Consider the following 25,885-nt stretch of genomic DNA (forward strand, 5'->3'; position numbering starts at 1 on the left):
AACGGCGGCCAGACCTGCGTGTGCCCGAACCGCGTGTTCGTGCAGGCCAAGGTGCACGATGCCTTCGTCGACAAGCTGGCGGCGCGGGTCGGTGCGCTGCGGGTCGGGCCGGCCAGCGACGAGGGCTCGCAGATCGGGCCGATGATCAACGCGCGCGCGGTCGACAAGATCGAGCGCCATGTGCGCGACGCCGTCTCCCGCGGCGCTCGCGTGGTGGTCGGCGGCGAGCGGCTGCGCGATGCGCGCTGCGACGGCCCCAACTACTACGCGCCCACGGTGCTGGTGAATGCCGATTCGACGATGGAGTGCAGCTGCGAGGAGACCTTCGGGCCGGTGGTGCCGGTCACGCGCTTCGAGAACGAGGCCGAGGTGATCGCCGCGGCCAACGAGACGCCCTTCGGGCTCGCGGCGTACTTCTATTCGACGGACGTGAAGCGCATCTGGCGCGTGGCCGATGCGCTGGAGTCGGGCATCGTGGGCATCAACGAAGGTGCCCTGGCGGCCGAGGCGGCGCCCTTCGGCGGCGTGAAGGAGTCGGGCTATGGCCGCGAGGGCTCGGTGCATGGACTGGAGGACTACATGCACATCAAGTACGTGTGCCAGGGCGGCCTGGCTTAGCCGCTAGCCGGCTGACGGGGACCGGCGGGCGCGGAATTCGCCCGGCGTCATCCCCTCGATCCGCCGGAAGTGCCGGTTGAAGTTCGAGATGTTGTTGAAGCCCACCTCGTAGCAGATGCTGCTCACGTGCTGGCGCGTCGACGCCAGCAGGCGGCAGGCCTTGGCCACGCGCAGGCCGATCACGAAGTCGGTGAAGGTCTGCCCCGTGGCGCGGCGGAAGCTGCGCGAGAAGGCGTTCTCGCGCATGCCCACGAGCGCGCCCACCTCGGCCAGCGACAGCGCCTCCGCATAGTTCTCGCGAATGTGATCGAGCGCCTTGTGGATGCGCAGCGCCTGCGTGTCTTCACCGAGGCCTTCGCCGGCCAGCGCTACGCCGGAGAGCACGCGATAGTCGCCCCACTGCGCCAGCTCGTGCAGCAGCGCGGTGAACTCGGAAAAGCGCGCGAGCCCCTGCAGCGTCTCGATGCGGCGCAGGCGCGCGAGCGTGCCCGCCTCCAGGCCGACGAACTGCACGCCCAGCCGCGCGCGGGCCAGCAGCGGCCCCGCATCGGCGAGCTCGGGAAAGAGCGCCATGCCGCGCTTGAGCGGCTCGTCGCTGAAGCGCAGCACCAGTCCGCCCGAACCGCTGCTGCTGCAGCCGCCCGGCTGCGCACGATGCTCGAACGCGAGGCTGCGCGGCAGCCGGGGGCCCAGCAGCACGACGGTGCCGGGCGCGAAGCTGTGCGTTTCCTCGTCGGCGCCGCTGCCGATGCGAAGGCGCGCGGGTGCGGCGCCGATAAGGTGCAGCTCGTGATCGTGCAGGCAGCGCGCTCCGCCCGCCTGGGCCGAAGGCGCGGCGGCGGCCTCGCACCGGACCGTGGCGGAAAGGTCGCGCGCTTCGCCTCGAGCCGGTGTTTGGGCGATCGGCGCGATCGGGGCGCGCCATGCGACCGCCTCCATGCCGCGCGAAGCATGTCGCCGCGCCGGCGTCACGGGCAGCAGGGCCCTCGCATGCGCCTGGGTGGCAAGGGCCGATGTCGTCGTGTTCAGCAAGACCAGTTTTCCTCCAGCAAATCTCCGATGGACAACGACGACCCGGAAGTCGTCAGCTTCGCCGCGCCCGCGGCGGCACCGCCGTCTGCTGCTGGAACGCGGCGAGCAGCCTGTATTCCTCGCCGAGCTTGCGCGGCAGCGAGAGGTACACCGGCAGCAGCTGCCGGTAGAGCGCGGCGTTCTTGGCGTTGGGCGTGTGGCGATGGGTGGCGCCGACCATGCCCGCGACCGCGTCGAGCGAATCGACGTGGCCCAGCGCGTAGAGCCCCAGCACCGCGGCGCCGAGGCACGAACTCTCGAAGCTCTCGGGCACGACCACCTCGCGGTCGAACACGTCGGCCATCATCTGGCGCCACATGCCCGAGCGCGCGAAGCCGCCGGTGGCCTTGATGCGGGCGCTGCGCCCGGCGATGGACTCGACCGCCGGCAGGATGCTGTGCAGGTTGAAGATCACGCCCTCGAGCACCGCGCGGATCATGTGCTCCTTGCGATGGTGGATGCCCAGCCCGAAGAAGGAGCCTCGCAGGTCGGCGTTCCAGTAGGGCGCGCGCTCGCCGGTGAGGAAGGGGTGGAACACCAGCCCTTCGGAGCCGGCCGACACGCGCTCGGCGATGCGCGTGAGCACCTCGTAGGTGTCGATGCCCAGGCGCTTGGCGGTCTCGGCCTCGGCCGAGGCGAACTCGTCGCGCACCCAGCGCAGGATGATGCCGCCGTTGTTCACCGGGCCGCCCACCACCCAGCGCCGCTCGGCGAGTGCGTAGCAGAAGGTGCGGCCCTCGGGGTCGGTCATGGGGTGGTCGACCACGGTGCGCATCGCGCCGCTGGTGCCGATGGTCACTGCCACCTCGCCGGGCGCCATCGCGTTCACGCCCAGGTTGGAAAGCACGCCGTCGTTGGCGCCGATGACGAAGGGCGTGTCGCGCGACAGGCCCAGCTGCGCGGCAACGTCGGCAGCGAGGCCTTCGACATGCCAGGTGGTCGGCACCGGGCTCGAGAGCTGCCCGGCGTGCACGCCGGCGAGCGCGAGCGCCTCTTCGTCCCAGTCGAGCCGCACGATGTCGAAGAGCCCCGTGGCCGAGGCGATCGAGTGGTCGACCTGCCACTGGCCGAAGAGCCGGAAGAACACGTACTCCTTGATGCCGACGAAGCGCGCGGCACGCGCGAAGAGCTCGGGGCGCTCGTGGCGCAGCCACACCAGCTTGGCCAGCGGCGACATCGGATGGATGGGAGTGCCGGTGCGGCGGTAGATCGCGAGGCCGTCCCATTCGTCGCGGATGCGCGAGGCCCAGGCCGAGGCGCGGTGGTCGGCCCAGGTAATGCTGTGCGTGAGCGGCGCGCCCGCGTCGTCGATCAGGATCAGGCTGTGCATCGCCGCGCTGAAGGACACCGCGAGCACGTCGGCGGGCGCGGCCTTGCTCTGCTTCACGCAGCCGGCGATGGCCGAGAGCACGGCCTGGAAGATCTGCTGCGGGTCCTGCTCGGCGGCCCCGGCTTCGGGCTGCAGCAGCGGGTATTCGATCGTGTCGTGTGCCAGCACGCGCCCGGCGGGCGTGAAGGCCACGGCCTTCGTGCTGGTGGTTCCGATGTCGACGCCGATGACGATGCGGCCCATGGCTCGCCTCCTCAGACGACCATGCTCAGCAGCATGATGAAGACGATGGCCACGACCGAGATCAGCGTTTCCATCACGGTCCAGGTCTTGAAGGTCTCGGCCACCGTCATGTTGAAGTATTGCTTCACCAGCCAGAAGCCGGCGTCGTTGACGTGCGAAAGAATCAGCGAGCCCGCGCCGGTGGCCAGCACCAGCAGTTCGCGGTTCACGCCCGGCACCATGGTCGCCAGCGGCGCAACGATGCCCGCGCCGGTGATGGTGGCGACGGTGGCCGAGCCGGTGGCGATGCGGATCAGCCCCGCCACCAGCCATGCGAGCAGGATCGGCGAGACCTGCGCATGCAGCGCCATCTGCCCGATCGCGTTGCCCACGCCGCTGGCCACCAGCATCTGCTTGAAGCCGCCGCCCGCGCCGATGATCAGCACGATGGCCGCGGTGGGCGCGAGGCTGTCGTCGACGAACTTCATGATCTGCTTCGACGTGAAGCCGCGCGCGACGCCGAAGGTGTAGAGCGACAGCAGCAGCGCCGCCAGCAGCGCGGTGATCGGGTGGCCGATGAAGTCCATCCACTGGCGCACGATGTTCTTCTCGTCCAGCGCCACGTCGGCAAAGGTCTTCAGCAGCATCAGCGCCACCGGCAGCAGCACCGTGACCAGCGTGATGCCGAAGCCGGGCAGCTCGCGCGCCTCGGGCTCGTGTGCCAGCTGCTCCATCAGCTCGGGCGAGGCCTCGCCCGGCACGTACTTCGAGATGAACTTGCCGAAGATCGGGCCCGCGATCATCGCGGTGGGCAGGCCGACGATCAGGCCGTAGAAGATGGTCTTGCCGATGTCGGCATTGAAGACGCCGATGGCCAGCAGCGGCCCCGGATGCGGCGGCACCAGGCCGTGCACCACCGACAGGCCCGCCAGCAGCGGAATGCCGATGCGGATGAGCGACACGCCGGTGCGCCGCGCGACGATGAACACGAGCGGGATCAGCAGCACGAAGCCGATCTCGAAGAACAGCGGGATGCCGACCAGGAAGGCGGCGAACATCATCGCCCAGTGCACGCGCTCGCGGCCGAAGGCGTCGATCAGCGTGCGCGCGATGCGGTCGGCGCCGCCCGACTCCGCCATCATCTTGCCGAGCATGGTGCCCAGGCCGAGCACGATGCCCACGAAGCCCAGCACGCCGCCGAAGCCGTCCTGGAAGGACTTCATGACCTTGTCCACCGGCATGCCCGATGTCAGGCCCAGGAAGCCGGCGGCCAGCGTCAGCGCGATGAAGGGGTGCACGCGCCAGCGCGTGATCAGAAGGATCAGCCCGACGATCGCCACCAGGGCGTCGACGAGCAGGAAGATCTCTTGGCTCATTCCGAACATGGGTGTCTCCTGGATCCGGGCCTGCCCAAGAAGAAGGCAAAAAGGGGCGGTCCGGCGGGTGGGACGGCATTCTGGATAGCGCTGTCCCGCACAATTCAAAAAAAGCCAGCTCTGGTGCGCGCTCGGGTTTTTCCGAATCGGACAAGGGCTGGGATAGCGCTATCCTAGGACAGCGCTGTCCAATTCCGGATTGGTAATAACCCTGAGAAACGACCGACCATGGCCGACACCCCCGACCGCCCGCGCTCCCGCTCTTCCAGCCAGGTCACCCTCGACGACGTGGCCCGCGCCTGCGGGGTGAGCCCGATCACGGTGTCGCGGGCGCTGCGCGGCGCGCGCAACGTGGCGCCCGAGCTGCAGGCCCGCGTGCAGGCGGCGGCGGACCAGCTCGGCTACGTGCCCAACGTGGCGGCGCGCGCGCTGGCCTCGGCGCGCAGCTCGCACGTGGCGGTGCTGATCCCCTCGCTGACCAACCAGCTCTTCGTGGAGCTGCTCGAGGCGGTGCAGGACGCGCTGTCGCCGCACGGCTTCCAGTCGCTGATCGGCGTGACGCACTACGACCCGGCGCAGGAAGAGGCGCTGCTGCGCAGCTACCTCTCGCAGCGGCCGGCTGGCGTGCTGCTCACGGGCTTCGACCGCGGCCCCACGGCCGCGCAGCTGCTGGAGCGCAGCAACGCGCCCTGCGTGTACCTGATGGAAACCTCGGCCGAGCCGGGCGTGCACAGCGTGGGGTTCTCGCAGCAGGACGCGGGCCGCGCCATCGTGCAGCACCTGCTGCAGCGAGGCCGCCGGCGCATCGCGTATGCCGCCGGCCAGCTCGATCCGCGCGTGATGCTGCGCCTGGAAGGCTATCGCGAGGCGCTGCGCGCGGCAGGCTGCCACGATCCGGCGCTCGAACTGCTGGTGCCGGGCCCGACCTCCATGGCGCTGGGCGGCCGCCAGTTCGAGGACCTGCTCGCGCGCCACCCCGACGTGGACGCCATCTTCTATTGCAACGACGACCTCGCCCAGGGCGGGCTGCTGGCCGCGCTGCGCACCGGCGTCTCGGTGCCGCAGCGGGTGGCGATCGCCGGCTTCAACGATCTGGGCGGCAGCGACCAGATGCTGCCGCCGCTGACCACCGTGCGCACCCCGCGCCGCGAGATCGGCGAACGCGCGGCCGCGATGCTGCTGGCGCTGATGCGCGGAGAGACGGTGGCCGAGCGAACGATGGACCTGGGCTTCGAACTGCTGGTGCGGCAGAGCAGCTGAAGCGGCGAACGGCGTGCCGCCTACAGCGCCAGCGCCGCCACTTCCGCGCTGCCGAGCGCGCCGCCGTAGATGCGGAAATCGTCGATGCGGCCCTTCAGATAGGCGTCGCTGGCGTACTGCGAACGGCCCAGCCAGTTCTGCGTCGTCGCGCCGAGGTCGATGGGCGCGAGGCTCATCTGCGTATTGGAGCCGGCCTCGACACCGTCGACATACAGGGTGCCGAGCGTGTCCGACACAGTCACCGCGACGTGCACCCACCGGCCCATGGGCAGCGCCGCCGCGCCGTCGATCACCTGCTCGTTGTAGCCGTGCTCGGTGGTGATGGAAAAGCGCGGCACGCCGCTGCCGTTGCGCACGGTCAGCATCATGTAGCGGCGCGTGCCGGAGCCGAAGTCGAAGACGCGCGACCATGTCGCGAGGGTGTCGATGTAGAGCCAGGCGGTGATGCTGAAGTCGGCGAAGCTCTTCGCCGCGCCCGCCGGCAGTGCCACGCAGCCGTTCGTACCCCCGAGGGCGACGGCGTTGCCCTGGCGTCCGGCGGTCCACGTCGCATCGCCCTGCAGTTCGCCGGCCGCGAACCGGCCGGTGGCGTCGACGGCCTGCGTGCCTGTGGATTCATCGAACTTGAGCTGCAGCAGCAGTTCGGCCTTGATCGCCGCCCGCTCCTCGTTGGACGCGGCGCTCTCGCCCGAGGCGCCGGTCGCCACGACCACGTAGTACCAGACGTCGCCGGCCGCGACGGTGCTGTCCGTGAAGCTGAGCGTGTCGGTGATGCCCGAGGCGATGTCGGTGTAGGGGCCTCCCGCGGTGCTCGCGCGCCTGACGGTGTAGCTCTGCGCGTCGGGGCAGCCCCACCATGACAGCAGCACCTGCGTGCCGCGCACGCGGGCCGTGAGGCCGGTCGGTTTGCCCTGCGCCGTGAGCGGATCGCGCGTGAAGGTCAGCGTGCCGAAGCCCAGCTGGTCGCCGTTGCCGCCGTCGTACTCGGGGCGCATCTGAATGGCCTGCAGCAGGCTGTAGGGCGTGGCGACGCCGAGGCGGTTCGCATAGTGGTTGTAGATGCTCTCCCAGACCACGCGCCGGTGCCCCTGCCCCGCCGTCGACAGCACCGACTGCGTGCCCTGCCTGTTGACGTTGGTGAAGTAGGGCACGGTGTAGAAGGTGCCGGTGCTGCTGTCGGTGAGGTTGGACTTGGCGACGTACTCCGCGCCCGCGAGGAAGCGGTTGTTCTCGTAGCCGTAGGTGTCGTCGCCCTGGTTCCACGCCATCTCGTGGAACGCGGCCGCGAGGCCGATGCCCAGCGTGCAGTGGCCCTGGTCGCGGCCGCTTTCCTGCCACTGGCCCAGGTAGCCGGGATGCACGTGGTAGACCGCCTGCAGGCCCGCGCCGTTGCCCTGGCCGGCCTTGAAGTAGCTCATCGCCTCGTCGTAGATGTCCGTGCGGTCGCACAGCACGCCGATGGCCAGCATCGAGGCGATGTTGCACAGGTCCCAGTTGGCCCAGTAGTTGGTGATCTCCGAGCCGTTGTGGTCGAGCAGGAAGCTGTGGTTGAGCGGGTAGAACAGCGTGAGCATCATGTTCTGGAAGCGCGCGAAGTCGCTCGCGGCCCAGCCCTCGTAGCTGCGCATGATCTCGCCCGCGTTGGCGAACTGGTAGCCGTAGATGCCGGCCGCGAGGAAGCGGTCGGAGTTGCCGGTGAGCGTGGTCATCGTGGAAGACCAGGCATTGAGGAAGACGACCGCGAGGTCGGCATAGCGCGTGTCCTGCGAGACCTTCCAGCGCAGCGCGAGCTGATAGGCGCGCGCGATGTCGATGTACATCTGCGCGAAGTTCGAGTCGTCCCCGCCGCGGATCACCGTGGCCAGCGGGCGCGGCGTGGCGCCGAGCTGCGAGCGGCCGTTGGAGGTGAGCGCGTTCCAGCCTTCGAGCCAGGGCTGCGCCTGCGCCGCGACCTTCTGGCGCATGCGCTCGAAGTCGGCCTCGGTGTGCAGCAGGCCGGGGTGGACGAACTTGCGGGCCTGCGCCTCGGGTGTCGCCGATGCGGGGTCGGCTGCCGTGACGGTGCCGGCGGTATCGGTGGCGGTAGTCGTCGTCTGCTGCGAGCCGGCGGACTGCGCGCCGGTGCCCGTCACCGGAAAGGAGAAGCTGCCTCCGCCGCCTCCGCAAGCCGTCGTTCCAAGGGCCAGGGCGCCTGCGGTGCCCAGAAGGAAAACACGGCGGTCCAGGGAGAGGCCGTTCTTGTCATCGTCCAACGAATGCATCCTTGCCGAAATCTGTAAATAAATGATTCAGCAACATGCATGCCCATCCGCCTGCGCCTGCGCACGGCGTGCCATTGCCCGCACCGGTGAATGCAATGGCATGCATTGCGTCGGAAATGCATGTATTGGCGTGACATTCGCTGTCACACCCGCGCGCGGCGCGCCCAGGAATGTCAGTGCCAGTTCGCCGGCCTTGCGGCGAACTCAGGCGCTTTCCGCGCTCGCCTCGACGTGGATGAGCTCGACGATGGCCTGCATCAGCGTGGCTGCGCTGACCGGCTTGAACAGCACGGGCACGCCCCACTCGCGCACGCGCTGCAGGCGGTCGGGCGCGGTCTCGCCGGTGATCAGCAGCATCGGCGCGTCGAGCCGGAAGCGCTCGCGCAGCCGCAGCCCGACCTGGAGCCCCTCGGCGCCCTCGCCCAGGCGGTAGTCGCACATCAGCAATGCCACGGGGTTCAGGTCCGCGTCGGGCTGCGTGAGCACTTCCACGGCCTCGGCTTCGTCGGCCACCGCCACGACCTCGATGCCGTAGGCGCGCATGAGTTCGGTCATCGCCTCGCGGATGTCTTCCTCGTCGTCGATCAGCAGCACGCGCCCGCCGAGCTCCGGCACCTGGAAGAAGTGGCGCACGGGCGATTCGAGCTCCTGCAGCAGAAGGCTGTCCCGCGACGCATCGGTGGGCTCGGCCAGCGGCACCGTGAGGCGAAAGCGCGTGCCGCGTCCGGGGCGCGAGCGCAGCTGCACCGCGTGGCCGAGCAGGCGACCGAGGCGCCGCACGATCGACAGGCCGATGCCCAGGCCGCGCGAGCGGTCGCGCCCCGGGTTGTTGACCTGGTAGAACTCCTCGAAGATCCGGTCCGCCTGTTCCGGCGCGATGCCGATGCCGGTGTCGCGCACTTCGATCCACGCCTGCTCGCCGCGCCTGCGCGCGACCACCGTCACGCCGCCCTGGCGCGTGTACTTCAGGGCGTTGTCGACGAGGTTGGAGAGCATGCGGTACAGCAGCTGCGGATCGCTGTGCACCCACAGGCCGCTGGCGCGCACGCGCAGCTGCAGCTTCTTGCGCTCGGCCAGTACCGAGAAGGTGTTGTGCAGCGGCAGGAACAGTTCGTCGAGCTCCAGCGCGTGCGGCATGGGCTGGACCACGCCCGCGTCGAGGCGCGAGATGTCGAGCATGGTGTCGAGCGAGGCGCCGAGCGCGTTGACCGCGCGCATCAGGCGCTCGACATTCCTGACCTCGGGGCGATGGCGCAGCGTGTTGCCCAAGGCCGCGCCGAAGAGCGCGATGGCATGCATCGGCTGGCGCAGGTCGTGACTGGCCGCGGCGAGGAAGTGGGTCTTCTCGGCGCTGGCGCGCTCGGTGGCCGCGATCTGCTCGCGCAACTGGGCCGCGAGTGCCTCGTTCTCGAACTGCAGGATCAGCGAGGCCGTGAGCCGCCTGTTCTGCTTGACGCCTTCGCTCAGCGTCAGCACCAGGTTGACGAAGGCGAAGCCCGCCAGGAACCAGTTGAGCGCGCCGCCGTACCAGGCCAGCGAGACGATCAGCCCGCTCATCATGGGAATGCCGTAGCCGAACATGGCCCTCTTCAGCGGCCAGCGGGCCTGCACGGCGCGGGTCCAGCTGCCCATGATCACCACCGTCACGAAAGTGGTCAGCATCGGGTCCTGGATGCTGACGAGGAAGAGGCTGCTGGGCGCGGTGATGGTGCTGATGATGGTGACGATCCGGGTGTACTTCTTCTCCCAGTAGGGCGTCTCGGCCAGCGGCACCGCCGGCGTCCAGCGCGGCGTGAACAACGCGTACAGGTCGACCAGCACGATCGCCGCGATCAGCGCGACGATCAGCAGCCTGAAAGCCGGGTTCACGTAGAAGTAGCCGAAGCAGCCGATGACGATGGCGAAGCCCATGTGCGCCGCGATGGCCGTGGTGTTGCCCGCGTACACGGAGGCCACGTGCTCGCGCAGCACGCGCATCTCGAGCGTGGCGTCGACGGGCAGGCGCCCGGGGGTCTGGTCGTTCATTGCCTTTGTCTCCCTCCGGGGTCTTTCGCGAGCCCCGTTTTTTTCCGACCCGCCGCGGCGGGACTCAGCGCAGGCTGCTGATCAGCTGCGCGCGCGAGCGCATCCCGAACTGCAGCAGGATGCCGGCGACATAGTTCTTCACCGTGCCCTCGCTGATCTCGGCGAGCAGCGCGATCTCGTGGTTGCTCTTTCCCTCCAGCAGCCAGTTGAGCACCTGCAGCTGCCGCTTCGTCAGCTTGTGGCGGGCATTGCTGGACGAGGGCTGCGCGACGTCGACGACCGACGGCGCGGGAAAGGCCTGGTAGTTCACCGCGTCGCCGCCCAGGAGCCCGCAGGCGCGGATGAAGCTCACGACTTCCCTGAGCGTCGCGGACTTCGGCAGGAAGGCGAAGGCGCCCAGCGTCATCGCTCCCTGCGCCAGCGTGTCCTGCGCGAGCGAGGTGGTCCCGGTGCCCGAAAGCACCACGACGCGCGCGGCGGGATAGCGCGAGCGGAATTCCATGAGGCCGCTCAGGCCCTGCGTGTCGGGCAGCGCGAGGTCCAGCAGCACGAGTTCGATCGCGTCCTGGTTGTCCTCGTAGATGGCCATGGCCTCGGCGAGGTCTCCGGCCTCGAGCACCTCGATGGGCGTCGCCGACACGTTGGCCTGCAGCAACGCGCACACGCCCATCCTCACGAGGTCGTGGTCGTCCACGACCAGGATGGCGCGCGGCCTCGCGGGATCCTGCGTCGCCTCGGGAATCGGGGATGAGGTCCTGTCGGTCGCTGTCATGGGCGGATGCTATGTGCCGCCGGAACCGCCCTGTAAGTGCCCAAAGTCATGTTCGCAGTCAGAATGTCGGCCATGGAATCCCTGATCGAACAACTCTCCGGCTCGGTGGCTTCGGCCAAGACCCTGGAGGACCTGACCCGTCCGATGCTCGAGATGCTCGAGGCGGTGACCGGCCTGGAATCGACCTACCTCACCACCATCGATCTCGACAAGGGCCAGCAGCACATCCTGTTCTCGCGCAACGTGCGGCAGCTGAGCATTCCCGAGGGCCTCACGGTGCCCTGGGCCGACACCCTGTGCAAGCGCGCCATGGAGGAGGGCCGCACCTACACCGGCGACGTCGCGAGCTGCTGGGGCGACTCCGACGCGGCGCGGGAACTCGGCATCCAGACCTACGTGAGCACGCCGGTCAAGACCGAGAGCGGCGGCCTGTTCGGCACCCTGTGCGCCGCCAGCGCCGCACAGCATCCGCTGGCGCCGCACGCCGAGCCGGTGCTGCAGCTGTTCGCGCGGCTGATCGGCCAGCAGGTCGAGCGCGAGCTGCTCTACCGCAAGCTCGAGAAGGCCCACGCCGAGCTTGTCACCCTCGCCGCCACCGACGCGCTCACCGGCCTGCCGAACCGCCGCTCGCTCGTCGACGGCCTGCGCCGGCTGCTCGCGCAGGGCGAGCGCGACAGGCTCAGCGTGCTGGTGGGCTTCATCGACATGGACGGCTTCAAGAAGATCAACGACACGCACGGCCACGACATCGGCGACGAGTTCCTCGTGGCCATGGCCGGGCGGCTGTCGGCTTCGCTGCGTGCCGGCGAGCTGCTGGCGCGCAGCGGCGGCGACGAGTTCGTGGTTATCGGTGCCGGCCCCGCGCTGGGCGGGGCGACGAACGCCGCGGCGCGGGCGCTCGCCGACCGGCTGAGCGAATGCACCGTCGGCGACCTTCGCCTGCAGGGCACCACGCTGGCCTACGCCGGCGCCAGCGTCGGCGTGGTGGCGGTCGATCCGCGCGGCACCACCGCCGCGCAGGCGCTGCGCCAGGCCGACGAGGCCATGTACGCGGTCAAGCGCAGCCGCCGCAGCGTGCGCCATCACGCGGGCGAAGCCATTTCGGGTTGAACCGCCCCTGAACCGGAAAACTGGCGCCCCGCGGCGGCGCCCGTGCTCGTCCCCGATCCAGCGGGACTGAAGCTCCCCCAAAAAACGAATCCGATCGCCTCTGCGCGACGTACAGGCTTGTTGGCCGACAAGGGTCGGGGCCTGGGTCGTCCCCGAATTCATACAGTCGGGGCCGCCAAAGACAGTCCTTTCGTACTAATTAGTTCACATTTATTGTCAATGGTTAACTGATCCAAGAAAATGCCTCGGCATGGAAACTGGTGCGACGTTTATCGACTACTACGACAAGAAATCCTGCAGCTCGCAATGGCTGGAATTCAATCGCGGAATGGCCGCCGAATTGAGCGCCGGATTGCCGCCTGAGGATCTGCGGCAGCTCTTCTGCCGCGTCGGCCAGCATTTCGCGCAGGCCCTGCCCATTCCGCCCTGCCGCACGCTCGAGGAACTGCAAGACCGGTTCAACGAGCACTGGGACCGCATCGACTGGGGCTTCACCGTCCTGAGCGAGGAATCCGACGGCGTCGCCATCACCCATGCCTGCAGCCCGATCGCCATGGCCTTCGGCCCCGAGACCACGGGCTGGAGCGTGGGCTTCTTCGAAGGCGTGTACCAGGCCTGGTTCGATTCGCAGCGCATGCCCGCGTCGCTGCGCGTGCAGGCCCTGAAGACGGCCGCCGTGCAGGGCGAGCCCCGCGTCGACCTGCGGCTGTCGAAGGTGGCCGCATGAACACCGAGGACTCCGCTCCCGAAGACATAGCCGGCCTGTTCCGCAAGTTCGGCGGCGACTCGCACGGCTACAGGGAATTCGCGCCGCCCGAGGCCGAGACCGAGACGCCCCGCGTCTGGCCGCTGCTGTCGGGCCAGCGCATCGCGCATCCGCCGGCCGCCGCGGCGCCCGTTTCCTCTCCGGTCGCTCCGGCCCCTGCGGCCGCGCCAGTCGCTCCGGTTGCGCCGTTCGCGCCCCCCGTGCACGCGCAGCCGGGCCCCGCGGCCGCCGCGCCGCAGCCCCGCGTCGAACCTGTTCTGCGCACGCCCCCTCCCGCCGCGGCTTCCTTCGCAGCGCCCGCCGCCGACGGTACCGATGCCCAGCCCACGCCGCTCGAGCAGCTGTTCGAGCGCCTTGCCGGCCCGCAGCCGCCGTCTGCCGCGCCGGGGCCCTTGTCACGCTGGCGAAGGCCGACGTGACGATGGTTGTCATCCCAGTCATTTCCTCCAAGGGCGGCGTAGGCAAGACCACGATTGCCGCGAATCTCTGCACCGCGCTCGCGCAGCGCGGCCGGCAGGTGCTCGCGATCGACCTCGACCCGCAGAACGCCCTGCGCTTCCACATCGCCAATGAACCGCAGGACTGCGACAGCGGCCTGGTCGAAGCCGCCACGGGGCTGATCCCGTGGGCCCACACGATCCGCCCGGCCAGTGCCGGCGCGATGCTGCTGCCCTTCGGCGACGTCGACGACGAACGCCAGATCTCGTTCGAGCAGCAGCTGGCGCGCCACCCCGGCTGGCTGGCCGAGACGCTGCAGCGCTTCGGACTGCCCGAGGGCACGCTGGTGCTGCTCGACACGCCGCCCGGCGCCTCGGTCTACCTGCAGCAGGCGCTGCGTGCCGCGCACTTCGGCGTCGTCACGGTGCTGGCGGACGCCGGCTCCTTCGCCACGCTGCCGATCGTCGAACGCATGATCGGCAAGTACGCCAGCTCGCGCGCCGACTACCTCGGCACCGGCTACGTGGTGAACCAGGTCGATCCGGGCAAGCGGCTGAACAACGACGTCTTCGAGATGTTGCGCCAGCGGCTGCGGCCCGAGCTGCTGGGCGTGCTCCACCTGGACCAGGCGGTCCCCGAGGCGCTGGCCTCCGCCTCGCCCGTGCAGCGCTACGCGCCGATGAGCCAGGCGGCCGAGGACTTCTCCTCCTGCGCCGAGCGGGTGCTCGAGCGCATCGAGACCGCCCGCCAGGCCGCCGCCTTCCCCTCCCTGCGGACCATGGAACCGAACCGATGAAAAGCGCCCCGTCCGCCCCCCTGCAGCAACCCGCGCCGCGGCCTGCCCCGGCCATCCTGCGGCTGCTGCCGGTGCGCATCCTCGGCTGGATCGCCGTGCTCGCGACGCTGCCCGCGCTGATCATCGCGCCCATGAGCTTCGAGCAGCAGATCGCGCTGTCGGTGGGCATATTCCTGGCCGCGCTCGTCACCAACCGGTTTCGCGGTCGCTTCGCCAGCCTGGTGCTGATCTTCCTGTCGGTCGTCGTTTCATCGCGCTACACCTACTGGCGCGTGACCGAGACCATGTACATGGACAACCCGGTCGACCTGGTGCTGGGCGTGGGCCTGCTGATGGCCGAGCTATACGCCTTCGTAGTGCTGCTGCTGGGCTACGTGCAGACCGCCTGGCCGCTGGAGCGCAAGCCGGTGCCGCTGCCCGATGACCCGGCCGAGTGGCCCACGGTCGACCTGTTCATCCCGACCTACAACGAGTCGCTGTCGGTGGTGCGCTCCACCGTGCTGGCCGCGCAGCTGATCGACTGGCCGCGCGACAAGCTCAAGATCTTCGTGCTCGACGACGGCCGCCGCGACGAATTCCGCGTGTTCTGCGAGGAGGTCGGCGTGACCCACGTCACGCGCGACAACAACCGCCACGCCAAGGCCGGCAACATCAACGCCGCGCTGAAGCACACCACGGGCGAATTCGTCGCGATCTTCGACTGCGACCACATCCCCACGCGCTCTTTCATGCAGATCGCCATGGGCTGGTTCGGGCGCGACCCGAAGCTGGGCATGGTGCAGCTGCCCCACTACTTCTTCTCGGCCGACCCCTTCGAGCGCAACCTCGACACCTTCGGCACGGTGCCCAACGAGGGCGAGCTGTTCTACGGCCTGATCCAGGACGGCAACGACCTGTGGAACGCCACCTTCTTCTGCGGCTCCTGCGCGGTGCTGCGCCGGACCATCGTCGAGGAAGTGGGCGGCATCGCGGTGGAGACCGTGACGGAAGACGCCCACACCGCGCTGAAGATGCACCGCCTGGGCTACACCACCGCCTACCTGGCGCTGCCGCAGGCGGCCGGCCTGGCCACCGAGAGTCTCTCGGGCCACGTGGGCCAGCGCATCCGCTGGGCGCGCGGCATGGCGCAGATCTTCCGCATCGACAATCCGCTGTTCGGGCGCGGCCTGCACTGGGCGCAGCGCCTTTGCTACGTGAACGCGATGCTGCACTTCCTGTACGGCCTGCCGCGGCTCATCTACCTGACGGCGCCGCTGGCCTACCTGTACTTCGGCGCGAGCGTGATCCACGCATCGGCGTCGATGATCTTCGCCTTCGCGCTGCCGCACATCCTGCACGCCAACCTCACCAACAGCCGCATCCAGGGGCGCTTTCGCTACCTGCTGTGGAACGAGGTCTACGAGGCGGTGCTGGCCTGGTACATCTTCCGGCCGACGCTGGTGGCGCTCATCAACCCCAAGCTGGGCAGCTTCAACGTGACGGCCAAGGGCGGCCTGATCCAGGAGGAGTACTTCGACAGCAGCATCGCCAAGGCCAGCCTGGTGCTGCTGGCGCTGAACTTCGTCGGCGTGTGCCTGGGGCTGTGGCGCCTGAGTTGGGTCGACCCGCAGAACATCGCCACCGTCTGGCTCAACCTGGCCTGGACGGTCTACAACATGATGATCCTGGGCGCCTGCGTGGCCGCCGCCAACGAGTCGCGCCAGCTGCGCAGCTCGCACCGCGTGGAGCTCAGCCTGCCGGCCACGCTGTATTTCGCCGACGGCCGCTCGCTTCGCTGCAACACCTTCGACTTCTCCAGCGGCGGGCTCGGCGTCGAGCTGCCGCAGGACATGAAGCTCGACCCCGAGACCCCGGTCGACATCGCGCTCTATCGCAACGACCTGGAGTCGCGCTTCGCCGCGACGGTGCGCTTCAGCGGCGGCAAGCGGCTGGGCCTGCGCTTCGCGCCGATGAGCTTCGCGCAGGAGCGCGCGCTGGTGCAGTGCACGACCGCGCGCGCCGACATCTGGGCCGCGCGCTGGGGCAACCACCCGCGCGTGCCGATCCACCGCGTGCTCGGCCACATCATCAGCATCAGCGGCACCGGTTTCCGCGACATGTTCAGCCACTACTACCGCGCGACCGCCGCGCGGCTGCGCCCCGCCAAAGCAAAGGAATCGACGTGATGTCCACCCTGTGCGCGCGTCGTCCCGACGCGCCTCTCGTCCGGGCGCCAGCGCGCGCCGCCACCGCCGTGCTGCTCGCCGCGGCCCTCGCCTGCGCCATGGGCGCCACGGGCGCGGCGGCGCAGCCGGGCCCGGTCGCCGCGCCGGCGGCAGGCGGCGCGGCCGCGGGCGCCAGCGTGCGCGAGCTCAACCTCACGCAGCTGGGCATCGACTACGCCGTGCAGCTGCGCGGCATCAGCGGCACGATCGGCATCCCGTTCAACGTGCGCGCCGACGAGCTGGTCACGGCCGCGTCGTTCAAGCTGAACTACGCGTACTCGCCCTCGCTGATTCCCGAGCTGTCGCACCTGAAGGTCACGGTCAACGACGTGCTGGTGGCCACGCTTCCGGTGAACCGCGCCGACGCGGGCAAGCCGCAGACGGCCGAGATCCCGATCGACCGGCGCCTGATCACCGAGTTCAACCGCATCAACGTCCAGCTCGTGGGCCACTACACGCGCGAGTGCGAGGACCCGGCCCACACCAGCCTGTGGGCGCACATCGACGCATCGAGTGCGCTGAAGCTGACGGTGGCGCCGCTGAAGCTCGCGAACGACCTGGCGAAGCTGCCCCTGCCCTTCTTCGACCGCCGCGACGTGCAGCGCGCGCGCATTCCCTTCGTCTTCGGCACCGCCGCCGCGGGCCCGGTGCTCGAGGCGGCCGGCGTGGTGTCTTCGTGGTTCGGCGCGCTGGCCGACTACCGCGGCGCGACCTTCCCGGTGTCGGGCGGCGACCTGCCCACGGGCCACGCGGTGGTGTTCGTCACGCCGGAGTCGAGCATTCCGGGCCTCGCGCTGCCCGCGATCCAGGGGCCGGGCCTGGCCGTGGTCGACAACCCGCGCGACGCCGCCGGCAAGCTGCTGCTGGTGATGGGCCGCACGCCGGCCGACCTGCGCACCGCCGCCGCCGCGCTGACGCTCAACAGCCAGGCCTTCGCGGGCGCCGCTGCCGCGGTCACCGCCTTCCAGGAGCCGCCGGCGCGCAAGCCCTACGACGCGCCGCGCTGGGTTCCGAGCGACCGCGCGCTGCAGTTCGGCGAGCTGACGACGGCCGCCGACCTGTCGGTGTCGGGCTACAACCCCGACGTGGTCCGCGTGAACCTGCAGCTGCCGCCCGACCTGTTCACCTGGCGCAGCCGCGGCATTCCGCTCGACCTGCGCTACCGCTACACGCCGCGCGTGCGGCCCGACCAGTCGACGCTGAACGTCAACGTCAACGAGAACTTCGTGGGCGGCCTGCCGCTGCGCTCGGCCAACCCGGCCGGCGACCGCTGGTGGAACCCGCTGGCCGTGAAGCTGATGCCCGACGGCACGCTGGCCGAGCACAAGGAAGTGATCCTGCCGCCGCTGGCCATGGGCCCTCGCAGCCAGCTTCGCCTGCACTACTACTTCGAGCCCGTGGGCGGGCGCTGCGTGCCGCAGCTGGACAACGTGCGCGGCGCGATCGACCCGACCTCCACCATCGACGTGTCGGGCTTCCCGCACTTCATCGCGATGCCCGAGCTCGCGGCGTACGCCAACGGCGGCTTCCCGTTCTCGCGCATGGCCGACCTGTCGGAAACCGCGGTGATCCTGCCCGCGCAGCCCGACAGCGCCGACACCGAGACCTACCTCGGCCTGCTCGGCCAGATCGGCCGCTCCACCGGCTACCCGGCGCTGCGCGTGAAGGTGGGCACGCCCTCGGAAGCCGTGCAGCTCGCCGACAAGGACCTGCTGGTGATCGGCAACCTGCAGAGCCAGCCGCTCTTCACGCAGTGGGCCGACAAGATGCCGCTCAAGCGCAACGGCGCCGCGCCCGAGATCAAGCTCGGCAGCTGGATCGACAACACCATCGACTTCGTGATCGGCGCGCGCACGCGCGAGGACCTGCCGGGCTCGATGCAGATCGCGATCACCGGCGACGGCCGCGACGCCGTGCTCGCGGGCTTCGAGTCGCCGCTGCGCGGCGGCCGCAGCGTGGTCGCCGCCATCACCGGCCCCGACTCGAAGGAGGCGCTGCTCAACACGCTGATGACGCCCGAGCTGCTCAAGCGCGTGCAGGGCAGCATGACGATCATGCGCGACACGCAGGTCAACAGCGTGCTCGGCGGCGACACCTACTACGTCGGCCGCCTGCCGCCCATCGCCTGGGTGCAGTGGAACCTGTCGCGCAGCCCGCTGATGCTGGCCGGGCTGGTGCTCGTGCTGGCGCTGCTGGGCGCGGCCGTTTCGTATGCCGGCCTGCAGCTGCGGGCGCGCAAGCGCCTGTCGGTGGGCAGCGCGAAAACCAAGTAAGCGATCCATGCGACGACTGCCGACCCCGTCCGCCCACCGCCGCGCCCTGCTCGGCGCGGCCGGGCTCGCGCTGGCGCTGCCGAAGCTCGCGGCCGCCGCGCAGTCCCAGGAGCCGGCACCCGCCACCTGCCACCCGGCCACCGACTGGGCCGCCTTCGCGGCGCGCCACGTCCAGGCCGACGGCCGGGTGATCGACTTCAACACGCCGCAGCAGCAGTCGACCTCCGAAGGGCAGTCCTACGGCATGTTCTTCGCGCTGGTGCACAACGACCGCGCCGCCTTCGCGCGCATGCTGGCCTGGACCGAGGCCAACCTCGCGGGTGGCAGCCTCGCGAAGAAGCTGCCCGCCTGGCAATGGGGCCGCAAGCCCGAGGGCGGCTGGGGCGTGCTCGACGCCAATGCCGCGTCGGACGCCGACCTGTGGATCGCCTATGCGCTGATGGAAGGCGGCCGGCTGTGGAACGACGCCGGCTACCGCGCGCTCGGCCGCAGCCTGCTGGCGCTGGCCGTGCGCGACGAGGTGGTGGCGCTGCCCGGCCTCGGCCGCATGCTGCTGCCCTGGCCCAAGTCGGTGGCCAGCGGGCCGTCGTGGCGGCTCAACCCCAGCTACATGCCGCTGCAGTTGCTGCGCTACTTCCAGCAGGCCGATCCCACGGGCCCCTGGGGCGAAGTCACGGACAACACGCTGCGCATGTTCGGCGCGGTCACGCCCAAGGGCTTCGCGCCCGACTGGTGCGCCTGGTCGTCGGACGAGCGCGCCTTCGTGGCCGATCCGCAGAAGGGGCTCACCGGCAGCTACGACGCCATCCGCACCTACCTCTGGGCGGGCATGCTTTCCGACAAGGATCCGGCGCGCAAGATGCTGCTGCTGAACCTGCGCGGCCCGGGCCAGCTGCTGGCCGAGCGCCAGCCCCTGCCCGAGTACGTCGACACCGCCAGCGGCGCCGGGCGGGGCATGGCGCCGCTCGGTTTCGCGGGCGCGATGCTGCCCTACCTCAAGGCGGTGGGGGCCACCGACGCGCTGGCGACCCAGGTCGCGCGCGTGCCCGGCGGCCGCGCCGCACCGGCCGCGCCCGGCACCGCGCCCTTGCCCTACTACGAACAATGCCTGCTCCTTTTCGGTCAGGCCTGGCACGACGGCCGATACGAATTCGGCCGCAACGGCCAGCTGCAACCCTCATGGAGAACGCTATGCCGTCCCAATCGACCGGCCTGAAGCCAGGGCGTCCCCCCTCTTTCCCTTTCGCGCCGTCGCCGCAGTCGCGGCAATGGATGGCCTGCGTCGGCATGCTCGCGGCGCTGTGCGCCGCCGTGCCCGCGCAGGCGCAGGTCGACGCCGGCGCGGCGCTGACCGAGCAGGGCAACTACTGGCAGGCCCAGGGCCGCGCCGAGCTCGCCGAGGAAAGCTGGAAGAAGCTGCTGAGCATCCAGCCCCAGTCGACCGACGCGATGTACGGCATGGCGCAGGTCGAGCTGTCGCGCGGCAACACCGAGGCGGCGCGCGGCTGGATCGCGCGGCTGCGCAGCGCGAGCCCGAACGACGCCCGCCTGGCGCGCCTGCAGCAGCAGGCGCAGCAGCCCGGCGGCCAGCAGAGCACGCTGCAGCGCGCCCGCGCCGCCGCGCGCGCCGGCCGCGCCGCCGAGGCGGTGGAGCTGTACCGCAGCCAGTTCGACAACCGCCCGCCGCCCGAGGCGCTCGCGCTGGAGTACTACCAGGTGCTGGCCAGCACGCCGCAGGGCGCCGACGAAGGCCGCCGCGGCCTCGAGCAGCTGGTGAAGGAGCACCCGGACAACGCGAACTACAGGCTCGCGCTCGCGCAGCAGAAGACCTACAGCGAGTCCACACGCCGCGCGGGCATCCGCGAGCTGGTCGAGCTGACGAAGCAGCCCGCCGTGGCGACCGCCGCACGCGCCGCCTGGCGCCAGGCGCTGATCTGGCTCGACGCGCGCCAGCCCGATGTCGCGCTCTACCAGGAATACCTGGGCAGCAACCAGAACGACGCTGCCGTGACCGCGCGGCTGGAGACGCTCACCAAGGCCAGGACGGCCGCCGCGAACACGCCCGGCGTGCCCGTGGGCGAAGGCTTCCAGGCCCTCGACCGCGGCGACCCGGGCACCGCCGAGCAGCGCTTCCAGCAGGCGCTTCGCACCAAGCCGGACGACAGCGAGGCGCTGGGCGGCCTCGGCCTCGTGCGGCTGCGCCAGGAACGCTTTGCCGAAGCGCAGGAGCTGCTTGAACGCGCGGCGCGCGGCGGCGGCAGCAAGTGGAATTCGGCGCTGCAGAGCGCCACCTACTGGGCGCTGGTGGGCCAGGCCCGCGCCGCGCAGGCGAAGAACGACGCACGCGGTGCGCAGTCGCTCTACGAACGCGCCGTGCGCATCGACCCGCGCGAGGCCGTGGGCCAGAACGCGCTGGCCGACCTGCGCCTGGCCGCCGGCGACTACGCCCAGGCCGAGCAGGGCTACAAGCGCGTGCTCGAGAGCAAGCCCCAGAACACGCAGGCGCTCAACGGCCTGATCTCGCTGTACGGCCAGACGGGCCGCGCCGACGAGGCGCTGGCGCTGTCGCGCCGCCTCACGCCCGAGCAGGCCACCCAGCTCGGCGGCCTGCGCAACCTGCAGGTCGACCAGGCCCGCAACCGCGCCCGCCAGCAGGCCGATGCCGGCGACGCGGCCGGCGCGCAGCGCACGCTCGAGGACGCCATGCTCGCGGCGCCCGACAGCCCGTGGGTGCGCCTCGACCTGGCCAACATCTACCGCAAGCAAGGCCTCGTGTCCGAGGCGCGCGGCGTGATGGAAGGGCTGCTGATGTCGCAGCCCGACATGCCCGACGCGCTCTACGCCAGCGCCCTGCTCGCCTCCGAGACGGGCGACGCGGCCGCCGGCATCCAGTACCTCGAACGCATTCCCGCGGGCTCGCGCACGCGCGACATGGCGGCGCTGCAGCGCCGCCTGTGGGCGCAGTCGCAAGCCGCGCGCGCGCTCGCGCTGGCGCGCCAGGGCCAGGCGGACGCCGCGCGCGGCGTGCTCGCGCAGGCCGAGGCCACGCTGGGCGCCGACATGCCGGCCGAGCTGTGGGGCCAGCTCGCGGGCGCCTATGCCGAGATCGGCGACGCACCGCGCGCCCTCGCCATGAGCCGCCAGCTGCTGGCGCGCACGCCGGTGCCGAGTACCGGTGACCGGCTGCTCTATGCGTCGGTGCTGCTCAAGACGAAGCAGGACATCGAACTCTCGGCCGTGCTGCGCCAGCTCGCGGGCACCAACATGACGGCCGCCCAGCGCAGCGACTTCGACAGCCTGCGCATAGCCTTCGCGCTGCGCCAGACCGACGCGCTGCGCGAAGCCGGCAACCTCGAGGCCGCCTACAACGCGATGGCACCGGTGCTCGCCGAGCGGCCGGAAGATCCGCAGGCGCTGGCCGCGCTGGCGCGGCTGTACTCGGCGGCGCGCGACGAAGGGCAGGCGCTGGCGCTGTACCAGCGCATCCTGCAGCGCAGCCCTACCGATCTCGACACTCTGCTCGCCGCCGCGGCCAGCGCCAGCGCGCAGCGCGAGCACAGCCAGGCCGAGAACTACGTGATGGCCGCGCTGAAGCAGGCGCCCGACCAGTCGCGCGTGCTGGCCGCCGCCGGACGCGTGTATCGCAACGCGGGCGAGAGCCGCAAGGCAGAGCAGTACCTGCGCGCGGCACTGGAGGCCGAGCGGCAGGTCGCTTCCGGCGGCTTCGCGCCGGGCGGCGTACCGGTGCAGCAGATGCCGCCCGCCAATCCGTTCGCCGGCATGACCGGCGGCGCGCCGGGCGCGGCCATGCCCGCCGGCGCCCTGCCGGCCAACGGCAACCCGTTCGCGCAGGCGCGCATGCAGCCCGCGGTCTATCCGGCGGCTGCGACGGCCGGGGCTTATCCGGCGAGCTATCCGGCTGCATCGGCCTACCCGGTGGCGCAGCAGGCGGTTGCCTACCCGGGCTACCCGATCGCGGCCGCGCCGGTCGCCCTGCCGTGGGATTCCGCCGCGCCGGCAGCTGCGGGCGCGAAGGGCCGCCAGTCGAGCGCGAAGACATCGACACGCACGGCGCGCAACAGCAGCCCGAACAACAACGTGCCACAGGCCTCAGCCTATGTCGCGCCGTCGATGCAGCCTGTGCCGCAGTACCCGGTGCCGGGCAGCCGGCAGGCCGCGCCGGTCTACATCCCGCAGGCGCAGGGCGCCATGGCGGCGGCACCCGCCGGCTATCCGGCCTATCCGCAGGCCAATGCCGCCTACGCGCAGGCCAACACGGCACGCCCCGAGCCGAGCTGGAACGCGCCGCTGCGCAGCGCGCCCGCGAGCACGCTGGCCTCGGAAGTGCAGGAACTCGAGTCGCAGCGCGCGGTGAGCCTCACCGCGGGCACGGTCTACCGCAACCGCGCGGGCGAGGCCGGCCTGAGCCGGCTCTCCGACTTCCAGCTGCCGGTGCAGACGCGCTTCCCGGTCGGCGAGGGCAAGATCGTCGTTGGCGTGACGCCCACGGTGCTCGATGCCGGCACGCCGGCGAGCGACTATTCGACCGGCAGCCGCTTCGGCGGCGGGCCGGCCGCAGCCCTCGACGCGCTGCGCAACGGCACGTCGGCCGGTCAGCAGAACGCATCGGGCGTCGGCCTGAACGTGGGCTACGAGGGCAAGAACTTCGAGGCCGGCATCGGCACCACGCCGCTGGGCTTTCCCACCACCAACGTGGTCGGCAACGTCACCTTCAAGGGCAGCTTCGGCGACTCCTGGAACTACAAGGCCGACATCTCCCGCCGCGCGGTGACCGACAGCGTGCTGTCGTTCGCCGGCGCGAAGGACGAGCGCACCAACGAGCGCTGGGGCGGCGTGGTCGCCACCGGCGTGCGCGGCGACATCGGCTACGACGACGGCACCTACGGCGTGTACAGCTACCTGGCCGCGCACGGCATCACCGGCAAGAACGTGCAGAGCAACTCGCGCGTGGAGACCGGCGGCGGCGCCTACCTGCACCTGCTGAACAACCCGAACTCCAAGCTCACGCTGGGCATGAACATCGGGCTGATGGGCTACGAGAAGAACCTGAGCTACTACACCTTCGGGCAGGGCGGCTACTTCAGCCCGCAGAGCTTCGTGAGCGTGGCCTTCCCGGTCGACTGGAGTGGACGCAGCGACCGGCTCTCGTGGCGCGTGAACGCCTCGCTGGGCGTGCAGTCGTTCAACCAGAAGGCATCGCCCTACTTCCCGACGGACCCGTCGCGCAACGCCGCGGCGTCGAGCGCTGCCTACCAGGCGCTGGCGCTGGGCCTGAGCAGCTCGAGCTACAACAACATGTACGCCAGCAGCTCCAAGACCGGCCTCGCCTACAACCTGGCTGCGGTGCTGGAGTACCAGCTTGCGCCGAAGATGTTCCTCGGCGGCTCGCTGGGTTTCAACAACGCACAGAACTACCGGCAGTTCACGGGCAGCGTCTACCTGCGCTACGTGTTCGGCGGCTCGAACAGCATCGGCGTGCCCGGGTACGACAGCGGCGGCGCCACGCTGAGGCCGATGACCTCGCCCTACACGCCGCTGCTCTGATGCGCTGACGGCTGAAGCCGGGCGGGTCTTCTTCGTTCGCGGGGCGACGGCTTTCAGCGCCCCGCGGACACCTCGATCTCCACGCGGCGGTTCGGGGCAAGGCAGTCGATGAGCGCCGCCCGCGCGGCCTGCCGCGCGCACTGCACCTTCGGCTCCGACGAGCCTCTGCCCTGGACCTGGATCTTCCGCGCCGGCACGCCGGCCTGCACCAGGTAGTCGCGGACGGTGCCGGCACGAGCCAGCGAGAGCGCCTGGTTGTAGGCGTCGCTGCCGAGTCGGTCGGTATGGCCCGTGACCCTGACCGTCTCCACCGATGCGCTGCTCGCGATGTCGGCGGCCAGCGCATCGAGCTTGCGACGGCCCTCGGGCAGGAGGTCGGCCAGCGTGCGGCCGTCGAAGCGGAAGAGGCCGTCGGCGCCCAGTGTCGTCTTCGTGGCGGGGACGGCCGCGGGTGCGACAGCAACGACAGGCGCGGCTGCCGCGGGCGGCGGCCTGAGCAGGTCGGCGCAGCCCGGTCCCTTCCAGTACATGCCGTTGGTCAGCACGTCGTCGTTGAAACGGACCATGTACTGGCAGGTGATGTACCCCGGGCCCGCGCCCGTGCGGAAGTGGAAGATGTAGTTCCATTCGCGCGCGCCGCCCAGCCCTTCGCTGAAGTGCGGGAAGCCCAGCAGCTCGCGCACCTGGTCCTTGCCCATGCCGGTGCGCATGTTGCGCAGGGCCTCCAGGCTGGGGAAGGCGCCCTGGCGCCACTTCGCGGAATCCGGCGCGGGAAAGTCGTCGTCCTTCGCGGGCGCCGGGTTCTCCGACGCGGCCCTGGCCTGCATCTGCGGCGTGACGGTGTAGCTCGGGCTCGCGCATCCGCCGGCCAGCAGTGCGGCGAGAACGATGGGAACGATGGCGCGGGTCCTGGCTTGGAGAGGCTTGCTGTTCATGATGGCGTTCGTCCAGTTCATCTGTGTGGCGATCAGTTGAAGACCCATTCCGCGCCGACGGTGGCGCCCACGCCGGCACGGCTGGTGGCCACGCCGCCGGTGATGCTCCAGGCGTTGTTCTCCGCGGTGCGCCGGAAGCTGACGCCCACCGCGCTCTGGCCCTTGAAGGAGCCCGCGCCGATGCGCATGACCGTCTTGCCCGGCACGTAGCTCCCGGGCATCTGCAGCGCCATGGCGGCCGCCACGCCGGCATAGGCGTTCTTCTCGACGCCGTCGATGCGGTCGCCCATGGCGTTGATGCGGTTGTTCAGGCCGGCGCTGGTCGCGTTGAGCTGGTTGACGTTGACGGCATCGGTGCCGGCCACGCCCGGCGCCACGTTGTGCACAGTGACCGGGCCGGTGGAATTGCTGCCGCCCATCGTCACGCTGTTGTAGTTGACCGAGCCGTCCACGTTGGTGTCGTACTTCACCGTCGACTGGTCGATGGCGGCGACGGTGCCCTGCACGCCCCGCAGCTGCGAGACATTGACCGCGTCGCTGTCGGCCGTGCCCGCCGCCACGCCGGTGATCTGGCGGAACTGGCCGCTGGCGGCATTGCCCACCGACACCGCCGCCAGCGTGCTGGTGGTCGCTCCGATGGCGATGCGTTGCGCGTCGGTCGCGGTGGGCGGCACGTAGCCCGCCACGCCCGCGGCCGTCGAAGCCACCGAGCCCGCGCCCAGCGCCACGCCGCCGGCCTGCGTCACGCTGGTGCCCGCGCCCAGCGCCACGCCCTGCACCGCGGCTGCGGACGACTGCGTGCCCAGCGCGATGGAGTCGGCCAGGTGCGAGGTCGCGCCCTGGCCGATCGCGATGCCGCCCGG

General features: G+C 70.5%; 18 protein-coding genes. 10 read left to right on the top strand and 8 right to left on the bottom strand.

Going from position 1 to position 25,885, the window contains the following annotated elements:
* On the top strand, nucleotides 1–618 hold a 618-nt coding region (locus tag BMY35_RS36875; RefSeq protein ID WP_143080837.1), incomplete at its 5' end, for an aldehyde dehydrogenase family protein.
* Nucleotides 619–621: 3 nt separating this feature from the next.
* On the opposite strand, the gene BMY35_RS36880 is transcribed toward BMY35_RS36875, so the two are convergent.
* From BMY35_RS36880 to BMY35_RS36890, 3 genes are read right to left on the bottom strand one after another with little or no spacing between them, the layout of a single operon-like run.
* On the bottom strand, nucleotides 622–1,650 hold the full coding sequence (locus BMY35_RS36880) for an AraC family transcriptional regulator (protein WP_240652301.1): 1,029 nt from the start codon (nucleotides 1,648–1,650) through the stop codon (nucleotides 622–624).
* A gap of 52 nt (nucleotides 1,651–1,702) precedes the next feature.
* Nucleotides 1,703–3,262: a gluconokinase gene (gene gntK / locus BMY35_RS36885; protein WP_093209990.1), complete on the bottom strand. Its 1,560-nt coding sequence runs from the start codon at nucleotides 3,260–3,262 to the stop codon at nucleotides 1,703–1,705.
* An 11-nt stretch (nucleotides 3,263–3,273) separates the two neighbouring features.
* Entirely contained in the window at nucleotides 3,274–4,626 is a 1,353-nt protein-coding gene (locus tag BMY35_RS36890; protein WP_093209991.1) for a GntP family permease, read from the bottom strand.
* Between the two features lie 219 nt (nucleotides 4,627–4,845).
* On the opposite strand from BMY35_RS36890, the gene BMY35_RS36895 reads away from it, so the two are divergent.
* Nucleotides 4,846–5,877 carry an HTH-type transcriptional regulator GntR gene (locus BMY35_RS36895; protein WP_093209993.1) on the top strand — a complete coding sequence of 344 codons (1,032 nt, stop codon included), beginning with the start codon at nucleotides 4,846–4,848 and terminating at the stop codon, nucleotides 5,875–5,877.
* Between the two features lie 20 nt (nucleotides 5,878–5,897).
* Here the strand turns inward: BMY35_RS36895 and BMY35_RS36900 are convergent, their stop codons facing one another.
* The 3 genes from BMY35_RS36900 to BMY35_RS36910 all read right to left on the bottom strand — a co-directional run bounded on the left by BMY35_RS36900 (nucleotide 5,898) and on the right by BMY35_RS36910 (nucleotide 10,935).
* Entirely contained in the window at nucleotides 5,898–8,138 is a 2,241-nt protein-coding gene (locus tag BMY35_RS36900) for a LamG-like jellyroll fold domain-containing protein (RefSeq protein WP_093209994.1), read from the bottom strand.
* A 204-nt stretch (nucleotides 8,139–8,342) separates the two neighbouring features.
* Nucleotides 8,343–10,163: an ATP-binding response regulator gene (locus tag BMY35_RS36905; protein WP_093209996.1), complete on the bottom strand. Its 1,821-nt coding sequence runs from the start codon at nucleotides 10,161–10,163 to the stop codon at nucleotides 8,343–8,345.
* A 64-nt stretch (nucleotides 10,164–10,227) separates the two neighbouring features.
* Nucleotides 10,228–10,935 (bottom strand): response regulator transcription factor, encoded by a 708-nt coding sequence (locus tag BMY35_RS36910; protein WP_093209997.1) that lies wholly within the window; start codon nucleotides 10,933–10,935, stop codon nucleotides 10,228–10,230.
* 72 nt (nucleotides 10,936–11,007) lie between these two features.
* Here BMY35_RS36910 and BMY35_RS36915 point away from each other — a divergent pair, with 72 nt between their 5' ends.
* From BMY35_RS36915 to BMY35_RS36950, 8 genes are all read left to right on the top strand, one after another.
* Nucleotides 11,008–12,045, top strand: a complete 1,038-nt coding sequence (locus BMY35_RS36915; RefSeq protein WP_093209999.1) for a sensor domain-containing diguanylate cyclase — start codon at nucleotides 11,008–11,010, stop codon at nucleotides 12,043–12,045.
* Between the two features lie 250 nt (nucleotides 12,046–12,295).
* Nucleotides 12,296–12,772 carry a cellulose biosynthesis protein BcsD gene (bcsD, locus tag BMY35_RS36920; protein ID WP_093210000.1) on the top strand — a complete coding sequence of 159 codons (477 nt, stop codon included), beginning with the start codon at nucleotides 12,296–12,298 and terminating at the stop codon, nucleotides 12,770–12,772.
* Nucleotides 12,769–13,230: a BcsR/BcsP family cellulose biosynthesis protein gene (bcsR, locus tag BMY35_RS38505; protein ID WP_093210002.1), complete on the top strand. Its 462-nt coding sequence runs from the start codon at nucleotides 12,769–12,771 to the stop codon at nucleotides 13,228–13,230. Before bcsD ends, bcsR begins: the two co-directional genes overlap by 4 nt.
* A 2-nt stretch (nucleotides 13,231–13,232) precedes the next feature.
* On the top strand, nucleotides 13,233–14,045 hold the full coding sequence (bcsQ, locus tag BMY35_RS36930) for a cellulose biosynthesis protein BcsQ (protein ID WP_177213802.1): 813 nt from the start codon (nucleotides 13,233–13,235) through the stop codon (nucleotides 14,043–14,045).
* Nucleotides 14,042–16,210, top strand: a complete 2,169-nt coding sequence (gene bcsA, locus BMY35_RS36935; RefSeq protein ID WP_093210005.1) for a UDP-forming cellulose synthase catalytic subunit — start codon at nucleotides 14,042–14,044, stop codon at nucleotides 16,208–16,210. Before bcsQ ends, bcsA begins: the two co-directional genes overlap by 4 nt.
* Nucleotides 16,210–18,522, top strand: a complete 2,313-nt coding sequence (gene bcsB / locus BMY35_RS36940; protein WP_093210006.1) for a cellulose biosynthesis cyclic di-GMP-binding regulatory protein BcsB — start codon at nucleotides 16,210–16,212, stop codon at nucleotides 18,520–18,522. Before bcsA ends, bcsB begins: the two co-directional genes overlap by 1 nt.
* A 7-nt stretch (nucleotides 18,523–18,529) precedes the next feature.
* Nucleotides 18,530–19,738: a cellulose synthase complex periplasmic endoglucanase BcsZ gene (bcsZ, locus tag BMY35_RS36945; RefSeq protein WP_093210008.1), complete on the top strand. Its 1,209-nt coding sequence runs from the start codon at nucleotides 18,530–18,532 to the stop codon at nucleotides 19,736–19,738.
* Complete coding sequence (locus BMY35_RS36950; protein WP_093210009.1) at nucleotides 19,714–24,087, top strand: cellulose biosynthesis protein BcsC; 4,374 nt, start codon at nucleotides 19,714–19,716, stop codon at nucleotides 24,085–24,087. The genes bcsZ and BMY35_RS36950 overlap by 25 nt, the downstream gene beginning before the upstream one ends.
* 53 nt (nucleotides 24,088–24,140) lie before the next feature.
* On the opposite strand, the gene BMY35_RS36955 is transcribed toward BMY35_RS36950, so the two are convergent.
* Nucleotides 24,141–25,043: an OmpA family protein gene (locus BMY35_RS36955; RefSeq protein WP_093210011.1), complete on the bottom strand. Its 903-nt coding sequence runs from the start codon at nucleotides 25,041–25,043 to the stop codon at nucleotides 24,141–24,143.
* Between the two features lie 11 nt (nucleotides 25,044–25,054).
* On the bottom strand, nucleotides 25,055–25,885 hold an 831-nt coding region (locus BMY35_RS36960), incomplete at its 5' end, for a YadA-like family protein (protein WP_093210012.1).

Source organism: Variovorax sp. YR750 (genome assembly GCF_900109805.1).
GTDB lineage: Bacteria > Pseudomonadota > Gammaproteobacteria > Burkholderiales > Burkholderiaceae_C > Variovorax > Variovorax gossypii.

Coding starts and splice junctions, on each gene's coding strand:
- gntK (WP_093209990.1), bottom strand. CDS start 3,262: ATGGGCCGCATCGTCATCGGCGTCGACATCGGAACCACCAGCACGAAG.
- BMY35_RS36890 (WP_093209991.1), bottom strand. CDS start 4,626: ATGTTCGGAATGAGCCAAGAGATCTTCCTGCTCGTCGACGCCCTGGTG.
- BMY35_RS36895 (WP_093209993.1), top strand. CDS start 4,846: ATGGCCGACACCCCCGACCGCCCGCGCTCCCGCTCTTCCAGCCAGGTC.
- BMY35_RS36900 (WP_093209994.1), bottom strand. CDS start 8,138: ATGCATTCGTTGGACGATGACAAGAACGGCCTCTCCCTGGACCGCCGT.
- BMY35_RS36905 (WP_093209996.1), bottom strand. CDS start 10,163: ATGAACGACCAGACCCCCGGGCGCCTGCCCGTCGACGCCACGCTCGAG.
- BMY35_RS36910 (WP_093209997.1), bottom strand. CDS start 10,935: ATGACAGCGACCGACAGGACCTCATCCCCGATTCCCGAGGCGACGCAG.
- BMY35_RS36915 (WP_093209999.1), top strand. CDS start 11,008: ATGGAATCCCTGATCGAACAACTCTCCGGCTCGGTGGCTTCGGCCAAG.
- bcsD (WP_093210000.1), top strand. CDS start 12,296: ATGGAAACTGGTGCGACGTTTATCGACTACTACGACAAGAAATCCTGC.
- bcsR (WP_093210002.1), top strand. CDS start 12,769: ATGAACACCGAGGACTCCGCTCCCGAAGACATAGCCGGCCTGTTCCGC.
- bcsQ (WP_177213802.1), top strand. CDS start 13,233: ATGGTTGTCATCCCAGTCATTTCCTCCAAGGGCGGCGTAGGCAAGACC.
- bcsA (WP_093210005.1), top strand. CDS start 14,042: ATGAAAAGCGCCCCGTCCGCCCCCCTGCAGCAACCCGCGCCGCGGCCT.
- bcsB (WP_093210006.1), top strand. CDS start 16,210: ATGTCCACCCTGTGCGCGCGTCGTCCCGACGCGCCTCTCGTCCGGGCG.
- bcsZ (WP_093210008.1), top strand. CDS start 18,530: ATGCGACGACTGCCGACCCCGTCCGCCCACCGCCGCGCCCTGCTCGGC.
- BMY35_RS36950 (WP_093210009.1), top strand. CDS start 19,714: ATGCCGTCCCAATCGACCGGCCTGAAGCCAGGGCGTCCCCCCTCTTTC.
- BMY35_RS36955 (WP_093210011.1), bottom strand. CDS start 25,043: ATGAACTGGACGAACGCCATCATGAACAGCAAGCCTCTCCAAGCCAGG.